This is a genomic window from Protofrankia sp. Cas4 (assembly GCF_963555915.1).
Taxonomy (GTDB): Bacteria; Actinomycetota; Actinomycetes; order Frankiales; family Frankiaceae; genus Protofrankia.
In genome coordinates, this window is the sequence record NZ_CAUVXL010000007.1 from 17,104 (window position 1) to 29,113 (window position 12,010).

Below are 12,010 nucleotides of genomic sequence, written 5' to 3' on the forward strand. Positions count from 1 at the left end.
GTCCGCAGGCCGAGCACGTCCGCCCGGTCTGACCCGTTCGGTGTGGAGCGCCCGCCGTCGGCGGGTGCTCCACACCGGTACGTCCTACAAAGCTTGGCATTTCCTCAACGTCCGACCGCTTTGGCGATGGCCTTCGGCGGTCGGTCTTTGCGTGTGGGAGCATTGCCGGCGGAAGATCATAGTAGGTGCACGGCGACGGACGCGGCATGACCGTAACGACGCTTCCTGGCCGTGGAGCGTGTGCCTGTTACTGGTTGTAGGTCCAGGCTGATCCCGTACCCCGGTACTGCTCCACCGGGATCGGCCCGACACCCGGCCGCATCCGGTCGGTGTAGAGATGGCCGCACAGATGGTCGATCTCATGTGCGACAAGCCGGGCGAGACCCCGGTCGAAGACGGTGATGTGCCGAGTCCCATCGATATCGGTATGTTCGACGTGGATCGTCAGCGGGCGAGGTACCAGGCCCCGGACGTCGAAGAAACTCAGGCATCCCTCGTACTGTTCGTCGCTGTCCGGGGACTCCTCGACGATCCGGGGATTGAGCAGGGTGACTGTCTCCCCGTTCGGAGCTCGGACGATCGCGGCGGCACGGTTGATCCCGATCTGGGGTGCCGCGATCCCCATCCCCTTACCGAAGGTATGCAGGGCGGCGACACGGGCGATGGCCGAGACCAGTTCCGCGATGACGCGGCGGGCATCCTCGTCCTCCATAGGAAGATCGAATAAGCGGGCCGGGTGTCGTAGGATCTCGGCGTCGTCCTGGACGATCCCGACCGACGCCATCTGACTGCTCGGGCTCATGGACTCGTTCGGGACGGGGGCTGCGGTGCGGAAGTTCCACTCCAGCCGGTAGCGGGTGTGCAGCGGCGGATGGTGCGTCTCCCAGGAGAAGATCCGCCGGTCACCGGTACCCTCCCGCCGGATCGCGGTTCGGAACGGAAACGCGTCGGCTGTCGTGGACGTCTCCATTCCCCACACCACCGGATCAAGGTCGGCGGGGAAGTCGAGGCTGACCGACAGATGCCGGGTAGGCGTGCGCACGGCACGTTGGAACCACTGCCCCCACTTGTCCTCACGGACCTGGTAGGCGTACTCGATGGTCGCGGTGTCCCCGGGGTAGAGCGGAAACCGACGGCGGACGTTCTCGAACAGCAGCCAGACTTCCTTGAGAGCGTCCCAGTCGGTCTTCACCGTCCAGGACATCTCCTCCCCGTCGCATCGGGCCGCCAGACGCAGGAAATCCCAACGCAGCGGGTTCGCCCGGTACAGCCGCGCGGACCGTTCCGGGTCGCCCGGATACCGGTCGACGGAGATCCGCATGAGGTAGCGGGTGACCGGTTCGGACCCGACGTTAGTGATCCGGCGGCGCTGCTGCGGGTAGTAGACCCCGCCGTCGTAACGCAGTTCGGCGAAGTCCTCCTCAACCACCAGACCGCCGGTGCCGACGTCCCGGCCGGGTGAGGTCTCCGGTTCCGCCGGGTCGATGGTCTGCGGGTGCGCGGCGCCCGCTGGTGTGTCGGCTTCCCAGGAGCGCGGGGCGAGCCGTAGGAACGCGCCGGGAATGCGAAGGCCGTCGGCGATCCACTCGATGACCTCCAGGGATTGGATCCGTTCCTCGCCGCGGACGATCCGGCTGATCCGCGGCTGGCTGAAGCCGTCGATCGGCGAGGCGATCCGGTCCTGGCTGGCGTGGTCCCACTTACGCATCAGCAGGAAGGCGGCGGCAAAATCGTGAGCGTAGAGGGCGGCGCGCATGTCGTCCCGGACCAGCAAGGCGGGCGAGACCGTGTAGGGGGGAGCGGGTTCTCGCACCGGTCCTCCGCCGTCTCAGGGGTAGCCGCATGGCTGACCGCAGCCGCGTGCACATGCCGGCACGCTGAGCGTAGCGCGGCCATGCCGCCCCGGTATATCCGCTTGTGCGGCAGGGCTTCCGCAGCGGCCGGCGATCGTTCGGCAACCGGTCGGCAGCTCTCATCGGGCTTCGGCACCCATGCCGTGACTCCATGCCACCTCGGCGTTCCGCGGCTGCCCTGTTGACCGTCAGGCTTGTTGTCAGCCGGCCCCGCCTCGTGTCGAGCGGTCTGCGCAGAGCCGGGCCGGCGCCCAACAACCGACGGGATCGGGACAGAACGGGATGGTGGAGAACTCGTGACGGTGGCCAGCACGGACACGGCGGACGACGAAGCCGAGCACTACGTGGTGACGATCCGGCCAATGGCATCTCCGGCTGAGTTGATCCGGATGTGGGCGTCGCTTCCGGAGGATCCCACCCGTCCGGGGCCCGCTGGATGACCCCGAAGCTGGTCCTCCGCTGTAGCCTGAGCCGGTTTGACGCTCTCCAGACCGTTGGTGGCAGCCAACAGCGCGGCGCCTGACGAGCCATGGCGAGGGATGCCGGTGCGATGATCGAGTTCACGATGGGCACCACCCCATGTGACGACCCTCCCCCCGACCAGGCGTGGTTCTGGACATCAGCCTGGCAGGCCGGCGAACGTAAGGCCGACGAGGACATCGTGACGGGCCGCACGACCGCCTTCCGCAGCCTGGAAGAATTCGACGCCTACGCCCGTGAAATCGTCGCGGACGGCGACGAACACCTTCCCGCAGCGCCTTATCACAGCGCCTGATCGCCACCGCTGGTCAGCAGGACCCACTTGGTCGAGAGTTCGGCGAATGTCCCACTCGTGGTGGCAGGCATCATGGGCATTGTTGTGGGCGACCTCAGCCGGGTCTTGCCTCCCACGTCCCGCGTGCATCAGGACGACGTGGCCGCTCCCCATAGAGGGTCTTGCTCCATATGTCCACAAACCCAGTGTCACGCATCGTAGTCAACGTGTCCCGACGCTGAGGCCGGCGTGAAACCGCAGCAGCCGCGCCTTGGGCTCGCCCAGGACCGCCGGTAAGCACTCCGTGCCCTGCTCCCACGGTTGTACGTGATGTCGACTGCCGGTACGACTGCCCGAAAGGCTGCCCCTGAGCGCTCGCCAGCGCCTATGGCGGCACGGTTTACTCCAAGGCGGGATTGGTAGGAGGAGGACTCCGCATGCGATATGTGGACCCCGAGTTCGCCCCAACGGTGCGGGCTCATGCCCGGCCGTCCAAGGTGTCCCCGGCACCGGTTGGCGGCCTCGACCTGCTGGCGTTGCAGAGCACTGTGGGCAACCGCGCGATGACAAGCCTCCTGACAACCCTGCAGCCCCAGGTTCAGCGCCAGTGGTCATCGTCCTCCTCGGATGAAGACCGTGGCCAGAACACCGGCCAGAACACCGGCCAGGACGCCGCCCAGAACGGCGAGCAGGACGGTGGCCAGGACGTGGACCGCGATATCCATGACGCCGGAGCGATCGCGGGTGTCGACACCCAGCCCGATGACGCGGGTGCGGATACCGGCTCGGGTGAGGAGCGGGCGGCGGCCCCGCCCTCCGGCCAGATCGACGTTCGGGCCACCAAGATCCGAGGGCTGGCCGGACTGCCGGTCTACCACCTGTTCGTGATCTATATCGACGCCTCCGGAACCCCTTATTTCTTCCGGGGCGGACCGAGCGGCCGGGGTGGTCCGGGCGGATACGGCGCCATCAAATGCGATCATGGCCCGTACACACCGGGCACCATCGACTGGGAGCCCGGTGCCCCGTCGACGACGGTCATGGCGGGCCCGGCCGCGCACGGGAAGGACGCCTCTTTCACCAGGGAGCTGAGCCGGATCGACGCGGCGGCGATTCCGTACCAGCCGACCGGACCGAACAGCAACTCCGTCGCGCGTACGATCCTCAACAAGAGTGGTGTGCCCGAGAACAAGCCAGTGATGATCGCCCCTGGATGGGGCCAGATTCTTTGACGGAGCACCCCGATGGCCGGAATCCGGTGGAAGCGACTGAAGACCGCTGCCGATGTACGCACTCGGCTGCTGGAAGCCCTTCCGCTGGGAAGCGACTCGTCGGCCATCCGGAGTTTCGCCGCCGCGCAGCATGTGGAGTGTTCGGAGGCAGTCGGCGGCGTCATCCGGTGCTCGGCACCCGCGCGGGGGCGGTGGCCGCTCATTTCGGCGAAATGGCTGATCGAATTCCACCTGGAGGGTGACCGGCTCGCCGGCATCGCAGTCCGAGAGGGGCTCACCGGAGCCTGATCCGCTGCCCGGAACCTGTCAAACTCGATGAGACATCAAGCGGCTTGGCCTGTGTGTGGCGGCTCCTCCGTCTCGATGATCGCCTGGAGTTGGTTAATCCACGCCTTGGTGGGTAGCGCGGGCGGCGTGGGTCGGTGTCGGCGACGCCGGTGTACGACATAATGGTGAAACACGCGCGTTCCATCCGAAACCGCGCACCTGCCCTGGGGGCTACATGCATCGACACCTCGATCGGGTGCCGCGCCGGAAAGTACTGCTGCTCGTGCTACCGCTCGTGCTACCGCTCGTTGCCGCGTCCTGCAGTGGCTCGGCCGGTGCCGTGCATTCGGCGGCCACTCCGTCATCGGCAGTCTCCGCCGGATCGACGTCTGTCTCCCCCGGATCGACGCCGTCGACGGCAACCAACGGCCAGGCTGCCATACCTGCGGAGATCACGCGGTGCGCCATGGCGGGCCTCGCCGTCACTTTGGGCACGGTCACGACCGTCGCCGCGTCACAACGCCAGATCCCCGTGACGTTCACGAACCGGTCGGCGACCCGATGCAGCATGTACGGATTCCCGGGCGCGCAGCTGCTGTCCGCGAACGGAGCCACGTATGACATCCCGCGATCCCCGCTCGTCAGCAGCACGAGGATCGTTCTCGCACCGGGCGCGAACGCGCACGCGACGCTGACCTACCTCGCCGATGACACGGCCAGCAGCTCCGATTTTGCCGCGACGCGCCTCGGCATCACGCCACCCGATGAGCGCAGTTCCACCGTGTTGCCGTGGACATACGGACCGATCGTCAACCAGGAAGGCGCGACGCATCCCGGCACCTACATCATGGCCCTCACGCCCGGAGCGTAAGCGCGTACCTGTCCCGAAGGCATGCGCGAGGGCCTGCGCGGGCGGTAACGGCGATGAACGACTTCCCCGCTGCGCCGAGGGGAAGCGCCCCGGTGGGAAACCACCAACACGGGGGGAGTCGGTAGTCACCCCACCGGGACGCTCCCAGGGTAGCGGGCCGGAGGCCCGCGCGTCCCACTTGGCACCCAAAAACCCGCAACGAGCCCGAGTTTTTCTGCGGGCGCCCACCGCGCACCACCGTGCCCGTAAGGTCCTTTTCAGGACGCTATTTATGATCATCTACCAGCCTCGGGGCGAGATGTCGAGTGCCGTGTCGCCGCCAATCCCTTCAAAGTTAAGTTAACATAACTTTACCTTTTAGGTGACCCGCGTCGTGGCTGCGTGTGGATGGGCAACACCGCCTGGGACCCGACGGACCCGGTGAGCCACGTCGCGCCGAGGTTGCATGAGAAATGCTGTGCCGGACACGTAACAGTCGTGTCACGACAGAAGTCGTGTCCCAGCAGATGCGACAGCACGACCAATGTCACAGCACGACGGTAATCATCTGACAATGGAAATGAGGCTGGCTGATGTCTCTGCTCGATCGCGGCACGTCCCCGGACCCCTTCGATACCCTCCCCCCCGCGCCGTTGTTCACCCTCACCAGTGACGACTTCGCCGACGGTGACACGCTCCCGCTGACGGCTGTCCACACCAGCGCAGGCGGGCAGAACCTCTCGCCGCACCTTGCGTGGACGGGTTTCCCGCCGGGGACGCAGAGCTTCGTTGTCACCTGTTTCGACCCGGACGCACCGACGGGCAGCGGCTTCTGGCACTGGACGTTGGTCGACATTCCGGCCTCGGTCACCGAACTGCCGCACGGAGTGGCCAGCGGTGACCTTTCCGGCCTACCCGCGGGCTCCTTCCACGTCCGCAATGATTATGGAACAGTCGATTTCGGTGGCGCTTCACCTCCGGAAGGTGACCGTCCACATCGGTACGTCTTCGCCGTCCATGCGGTCGACGTCCCCTCGCTCGGGATCCCCGACTCCGTCTCACCGGCGGTGGTCGGGTTCAACCTGACGTTCCACACCCTCGCCCGCGGGGTCCTTCGGGCCACCTACCAGCGCTGACCTTTTCCCGGCGCCTGTTGGGAATCGAGTGGCCGCGACCGCCCACGGCTGCCCACAACGGGTCGCACCAGGCGGGTGGGCAAGCATCGCCCGACGCGGGTAGGTTGACCTACATGATTCGCAAGCTCGTAGTTCTCGCAGTTGTCGCCGGCGCCGGCGCCGTGGCGACGGTCGTGCGCCGTCGGCGGGGTAAGGACGAGGTCGACCTCTGGCACGAGGCGACCACGGCCATCAACCTGAACTGACGTCCCGCCCGCAGGACCGTCCTGTCAGGCCGTGTGTTCCTCTCTCAGCCCTGAGGTATCGGTCACCCCTGTGATCGTGTGATCTCCGGTGGATGGTTCAGGTTCGACCTCCGGCCATCCACCGGGGACCCTGTGCGCCTGTGCGCCTGTCGGCGGTGAACGACCCGCCGGCCCGCTGTGATGCCTGGCCGGTTCCGGCTGCGTGGAGTCTCCGGTGGACCCGCATGCCCTGGTCGTTAAAGATCTTCAATCCTGGACTCCCATGCCCTTTTCCGAGGGCTTAACCCGCCAGTAGTGGGGTTGTGGTTGAGTTCCCTTTGGCATCCTATGTGTCTCATTACCGTTTGTGTCTAAGTTGTAGGCGAAGCGTTGTGAGAGCTGGCTGTCGGACGGGGACGCCCGGGATCGGTCCGGGCGCCTGGAAGGTAGCTCCGGGCATGAAGGGGACGGATGACAAGCGACAGCGGCGTGCCCGTCGGCGAATCACGGCACCTGATCGGCGCCAGCGGGTCGGATGACGACACTCCTCGGCCTCGCGAGGTTGCCGTGGGTGCTGGTTTGGGCGGATTCGTAGCTATAATTCTGCTCGTTGTGTCGGCTGTGCTCTCGGGCGGCGGACAGCATGAAACGACCGTGGTCCGTCCAGGTACGTCGGGTGACGGGCCGGCCAGCGCGGCGACGACGTCACCCGGCATCGTGGGTCCTTCCGGGCAGGACGCGCGGGACGCACAGGACGGGGTGACCACCGCTTCGGCTGCGGCGGCGGCTGCTCCCAGGCGGCCGCCGGCAGCATCGGGCAACAACCCGCGGCTGGTGGCTGCCGGTACCACGTCCGTGCTTGACCCGGTCGGAGCGTCAGCGGCTCCGGGCGGCGTTGGTCCGCCCACCGGCGATCCGGCGGGGCCTGTGGCCGCGGCGTCAACCGGGCCATCCACCGCCGCACCGGCGAATGCGCCCAACCCGGCGGCTTCGCCTTCAGCCGGCCAGGAGTCCGCCTCGACAGCCGGCACGGCCGAGCTGACGCGGGGTGGCGACTCGGCCAGCCCGCCGTCGCCGCAACCCGCACCGACGCCCTCCTGCCCGGAGGATGCGAATTTTGCCGGATCCCTCCTGAGGGCACTGGGGCTTGCATCCTGCAACTCCTGACACGACAGGCCACCGGGTAGGGACGGGGCGCGGGTTGTGCTCCGCGGAGCACAACCCGCGCCCCGTGCGGTCTCATCCGCGACCGGCCCGCTACCTGCCCGCTACCGGCTGCGTGCCGTACTCTTAGAAGAGTTTCCCCTCGAGGGGACGTAGCTCAATTGGCAGAGCACTGCCTTTGCAAGGCAGGGGTTAGGGGTTCGATTCCCCTCGTCTCCACTCGTTCGATCATGCTGCTCGCCGACCGCCGTCGGCTTCGCCACCAGCCGTTATGCCTTCCCGGGGGACAACCCCCGGACCCCCGATGCGACCGCGGCGAGCGCGGCCGCCGGGAGATTGTAGCCAACCGTGTAGCCAATGCGCGCTACCCGTAGTCTTGATCTTGGTCTTGGTCTTGGCCTTGGTCCGCCGCTGTGTCGTCACGGCCTCGGCGAAGCGGCCCTGCCGTATGAAGAGCCTGATCTGGGTCTGCGGTCGCGCGTGGGCAGGCTATCGTCAACGGTTGTGGACGAGCCGCCGATGTTCGTGGGGTCTTCCGACATCGCCGCCGTCCTCGGGGTGACCCGCCAGGCTGTCGACCACCGGATGCGGACCGATCCCCGTGCGCCTGCTCCTGTCGCGGTGGTCAACCGGACTGCGACCTGGGGTGGGACCCGGGTCTGGCGGCGTTCCGACATCGACCGTTGGCTCGGCGGTGCCGACCCCGACCGTTGGACGGTGTAGCCCCGGGTCGACCCGATAAACGGCTGAGAATCATCCGCATGTGGGCCGCGATGACATGCCAGCACGGTTCCCGGACAACCGAACCGGGGGAATTGAACAGCACCGGGAAGATTATTCAAGTTGTCAGGTGGGCAAACCTTGCTCGATACGGTGCTGCGTGGGATGAAGGTTTGTGGCCCCTCGGAGCCGCCCGACGGGTGTAGTGTCTCGTGATTCCGCAACTTTACTTCTTCCCGCCCGTTTTTCATCCCGGCCCACTGCTGGGACAGCTGAATGGCGACCCGCTCGGCGGTGCGGTCGTAGGGGATGCGGACGAGCACAACGAACCGGCTGGTTCGGTCGACCAGCGTGGCGATGCTGTCGTGGACGAGCCTGGCGAACACGGTGCAGATGTCGATCAGGTAGCAAAGGGCTCCCGCGAGTACCGCCCGGGGCCGGGAAGGGTTTCGATCTTCTGGAACATTGACGCCGATTATTTTACAGTATGTTACTCTATGTATATGTTTGTGATCGTGCGGCCGTAGGTTGCTGCGCAGCGTCCGGCGTTCCTGGCCCGCCAAGCGGTCAGGAACGGTTCGATCAGTGCCCAGCGGTCGTCGGAGAGGTCGCAGCGGTAGGTGGGTCGAGGCTGCATACCGCGGCCCTACGGCAACTCCAGATCCTTAAAGGTGTACCCGGCCCATCGGCCAGATTTATCGCATGCAATGACATCTTAGGTAGAAAACGTCATCATAACGGCCAATTCCACCTACTGTCGGACGACATTCGGCCGAACGGTAGGTGGTTCCGGTCATCAGGATGGCCTTAACGACCTACGCACCCCGGCCCCACCACCCGGATTCTGTTCACCGGCGGCATCACATGGCAAACGATGAAGCCTCGTGGCCGGCACGAGGCTGCCACTCTGCTGCGGGATACGGCGGCGGTACCGGGGTCCGACTACCGGGCCAGCGGAGTTGCGTGAGGGTGCGGCCCGGAGCTGTGCCCGCGGGATTGAGGCTGCGCTCGCGGACAGCGGGATCAAGAACAGGCCGTGGTATGCGAAGGCGTGCCGCCAACCGGTCAGATCCGGCCGTCTACGCCACAGGCAGGCTGGCGTGCGCTGGGCTACACCTGTCATGACTTGGGGTACAGGTTGCCCCCACTGTCGAAGGGATCGACGCCCTGCTCGACCAGTTCGCTACTCGCTCCAAAGCAAGCTGACGAGCGCGCAAGCACGCAAGCACGACACGAGACACGTAGAACGCGGGCCTCATGCACTCTTGCTAGCGTCCTGCCCCGTCCGTAACGTGGCGGTCACGGCGATGAGTACCCGTGGAGGCGGCCGTGGCACAGGACAAGGGCCGCGAGAGGCGCAAACGAGAGCTCGGCGGACGCGGGCAGCAAGACGGCCGGGAGGCTGGATTGCGGACCTGCGACACCTGCCGCGGTACCAGCAAGGTACTCAAGGACACCTTGGAGCGTGACGAGGAAGGCGGCTTCACCGGCTCGAACGAAGTCGACTGCACCGTGTGCCAAGGGAAAGGGACGATCGGTGGCTGACGCGACCCCCGTTCTGGCGACGTTCGTCTCACTACGCTGTCCCGATCACCGCCGCGCCCGACGTCGGCCAGGTAATCCGCTCAAGGGCATCCGCGCGGCCGAGGACTGCGAACGGTGTCGGACCGTGTGGGCCGCTGGTTGCGGCCCTAATGCCATCCGGGACGAGGAACCCGGGCCGCCCGAACCTCTGCCGCCGGGCCGGTTCGACGGGCCTAGCTGACCCGGTTTCCAACCGCAAGTCCGTCCTTGCGCAGCCCGCGGGTAGCCGGTGTCAGTCCTGATCGCTCAGCGGACGCGACTGTGGTGTGCGTCGAGGTGCATCCGAGCTCTGGGCTGGCCGGTTTCCCCGGCGATGGGCCCGCAGCAGCTCGAAGGCGATCGGGATGACCGAGAGCAGCACGATCCCGATGAAGATTCCCTCCACGTTGTCCGCCACGAAGTGGACCTTGCCGAGAAAATATCCGATCACTGTGACGCCACTACCCCACAGCAGCCCACCGATGATGTTGAAGGTGCTGAAGAGCCGGTAGTTCATGCCGCTGACGCCCGCGATGATCGGGGTGAACGTCCGGACGATCGGCACGAAGCGGGCAAGAATGATCGAACGGGGTCCGTAGCGCTCGAAGAAGTCGCGGGCCTTCTCCACGTTCTCCTGTTTGAACAGCCGTGAGTCGGGACGCCGGAACAGGGTGGGGCCGACCTTGCGTCCGAACAGAAAACCGGTCTGGTCGCCGAGGATCGCGGCGATCGAGATCAGAAGACAGGCGAGCCACAGCGGAGTGGACAACGTGTGGTTGGACACAAGCAGACCGACTGTGAACAACAGCGAGTCGCCGGGCAGGAAGAACCCGACCAACAGGCCGGACTCGGCAAAAACGATCAATAGGACGACGATCAGACCCGCCTTGGCCAGATGCTGCGCATCCAGAAAGCTCGGGCCGAGCGCGAGGGTGTTCGAGGCGATCGTGGACACTGAAGCAGACACTGTGCTGGGCCTCCGGAGCGGCTCGGGACGCAAAGGCGGCTGGCGGCCGATTCGGTTCCCACCTCGACCGGGCACTCTTCGCAGACGGCAACGAGCGTATCCAGCAACGGCTGCGCGGCTGGATACGGCCCGCTGTGGGGTTCCCACCAACGCCTGACAGGATGCCGGACGTGTCCGCCCTACTCGTCCTGGTCGTTGGTCTGATGGCGGGCATCGTGGCGGGCAGCGCGGCACGACGGCGCGGCCAGATGGCCGATGACGCCCATCAGATGGTCACTTTCTGGGTCCTCGACGTCGCCCTTCCCGCCCTGGCGCTCCGCGTCTTACACAGCGTGGTGTTCCCAGCCAACCTACTGCTCATCATCGCCGGCCCGTACCTGCTGTTCGTCGTCGGCGCGACGCTGTTTCTCTGCATCGGCCGTGTCCTGCGCCTGCGCCGGGACGTCGTCGGTGCGCTGATCGTCACCGCCGCTGTGGCCAACACATCCTTCGTCGGCATACCGATGGTCACGGCCTTCTTCGGGGCGGACTCGGTACCGGTCGCGCTTCTCGTCGACCAGCTCGGCTCGTTCGTCATCGTCGGGACGGTGGTCATCGCGGTGGCGGCCACGGCATCGGGGGCCGGTGTCACCCGGATGGAGATCGTCCGTCGGCTATTCACGGCGCCCGCCCTGATCGCGCTGCTGACCGGGCTGATCCTGCGTCCGGTGGCGTTTCCGGGCTGGCTCACCGAGGCATTGACGGCCCTCGGCTCGACGCTCACCCCGCTGGCGTTGTTCTCGATCGGCCTGCAGCTGCGCATCGGCGCGCTGCGCACCTGGCACCGGGAGCTCGCGATCGGCCTGCTGGTCAAGCTCGTCATCGGCCCTGCCCTGGTGTTCGGGGCCTACGCCCTGACCGGCTCTCTGGACGACCACGGGGTGCAGGTGGCGCTGTTCGAGACCGCGATGCCGCCGATGGTCGCCGGGGCGATGATCGCCACCCGTTACGACCTGGCGACGCCACTGCCGAGCCTGATGGTCGGCGTCGGGGTGCCGGCGTCCCTGCTCACGCTGCCCATCTGGTCATGGATCCTGCAGGGCTGACGCTGCGCTGTCCCACTGGAGTGGATACCCGCCGGTCTGGCCTCCGAAGGATGTGAATCTGCTGCGATGGGAGCAGCACGAAAGTCACATCGTCCGGAGGCCAGGCCCGAGTCAGCATCTGGTCTCGGCACGCGGTGAAGGCCAGTTTTTTGTCGGCGCACTGGCACCGCCGGTCTGGAACTCTCAGTACCAGCA

General features: G+C 66.4%; 13 protein-coding genes and 1 tRNA gene. 12 read left to right on the top strand and 2 right to left on the bottom strand.

Going from position 1 to position 12,010, the window contains the following annotated elements:
• Window positions 1-247: 247 nt before the first annotated feature.
• Window positions 248-1,813 (bottom strand): peptide deformylase, encoded by a 1,566-nt coding sequence (locus U9979_RS00580; protein ID WP_322777806.1) that lies wholly within the window; start codon window positions 1,811-1,813, stop codon window positions 248-250.
• Between the two features lie 590 nt (window positions 1,814-2,403).
• Between U9979_RS00580 and U9979_RS00585 the strand changes: the two genes are divergently transcribed.
• From U9979_RS00585 to U9979_RS00635, 11 genes are all read left to right on the top strand, one after another.
• On the top strand, window positions 2,404-2,628 hold the full coding sequence (locus U9979_RS00585) for a hypothetical protein (protein WP_322777807.1): 225 nt from the start codon (window positions 2,404-2,406) through the stop codon (window positions 2,626-2,628).
• Window positions 2,629-3,044: 416 nt separating this feature from the next.
• On the top strand, window positions 3,045-3,839 hold the full coding sequence (locus U9979_RS00590; protein WP_322777808.1) for a hypothetical protein: 795 nt from the start codon (window positions 3,045-3,047) through the stop codon (window positions 3,837-3,839).
• Window positions 3,840-3,851: 12 nt separating this feature from the next.
• Entirely contained in the window at window positions 3,852-4,127 is a 276-nt protein-coding gene (locus U9979_RS00595; protein WP_322777809.1) for a hypothetical protein, read from the top strand.
• A 214-nt stretch (window positions 4,128-4,341) separates the two neighbouring features.
• On the top strand, window positions 4,342-4,977 hold the full coding sequence (locus tag U9979_RS00600) for a DUF4232 domain-containing protein (RefSeq protein ID WP_322777810.1): 636 nt from the start codon (window positions 4,342-4,344) through the stop codon (window positions 4,975-4,977).
• Between the two features lie 572 nt (window positions 4,978-5,549).
• Complete coding sequence (locus tag U9979_RS00605; RefSeq protein WP_322777811.1) at window positions 5,550-6,092, top strand: YbhB/YbcL family Raf kinase inhibitor-like protein; 543 nt, start codon at window positions 5,550-5,552, stop codon at window positions 6,090-6,092.
• A 113-nt stretch (window positions 6,093-6,205) separates the two neighbouring features.
• A complete protein-coding gene (locus tag U9979_RS00610; protein WP_322750450.1) occupies window positions 6,206-6,337 on the top strand; it encodes a DLW-39 family protein in 132 nt (43 codons plus the stop codon).
• Between the two features lie 450 nt (window positions 6,338-6,787).
• Window positions 6,788-7,483: a hypothetical protein gene (locus tag U9979_RS00615; protein ID WP_322777812.1), complete on the top strand. Its 696-nt coding sequence runs from the start codon at window positions 6,788-6,790 to the stop codon at window positions 7,481-7,483.
• Window positions 7,484-7,626: 143 nt separating this feature from the next.
• Window positions 7,627-7,699 (top strand) — tRNA-Ala (locus U9979_RS00620).
• Window positions 7,700-7,999: 300 nt separating this feature from the next.
• A complete protein-coding gene (locus tag U9979_RS00625) occupies window positions 8,000-8,203 on the top strand; it encodes a helix-turn-helix transcriptional regulator (protein ID WP_416210412.1) in 204 nt (67 codons plus the stop codon).
• A 209-nt stretch (window positions 8,204-8,412) separates the two neighbouring features.
• Entirely contained in the window at window positions 8,413-8,727 is a 315-nt protein-coding gene (locus U9979_RS00630) for a hypothetical protein (protein ID WP_322777813.1), read from the top strand.
• 802 nt (window positions 8,728-9,529) lie between these two features.
• A complete protein-coding gene (locus U9979_RS00635; RefSeq protein WP_322750454.1) occupies window positions 9,530-9,745 on the top strand; it encodes a hypothetical protein in 216 nt (71 codons plus the stop codon).
• Between the two features lie 271 nt (window positions 9,746-10,016).
• Here the strand turns inward: U9979_RS00635 and U9979_RS00640 are convergent, their stop codons facing one another.
• A complete protein-coding gene (locus tag U9979_RS00640) occupies window positions 10,017-10,730 on the bottom strand; it encodes a DedA family protein (RefSeq protein WP_322777814.1) in 714 nt (237 codons plus the stop codon).
• A gap of 161 nt (window positions 10,731-10,891) precedes the next feature.
• Between U9979_RS00640 and U9979_RS00645 the strand changes: the two genes are divergently transcribed.
• On the top strand, window positions 10,892-11,815 hold the full coding sequence (locus U9979_RS00645) for an AEC family transporter (RefSeq protein ID WP_416210678.1): 924 nt from the start codon (window positions 10,892-10,894) through the stop codon (window positions 11,813-11,815).
• Window positions 11,816-12,010 lie beyond the last annotated feature (195 nt).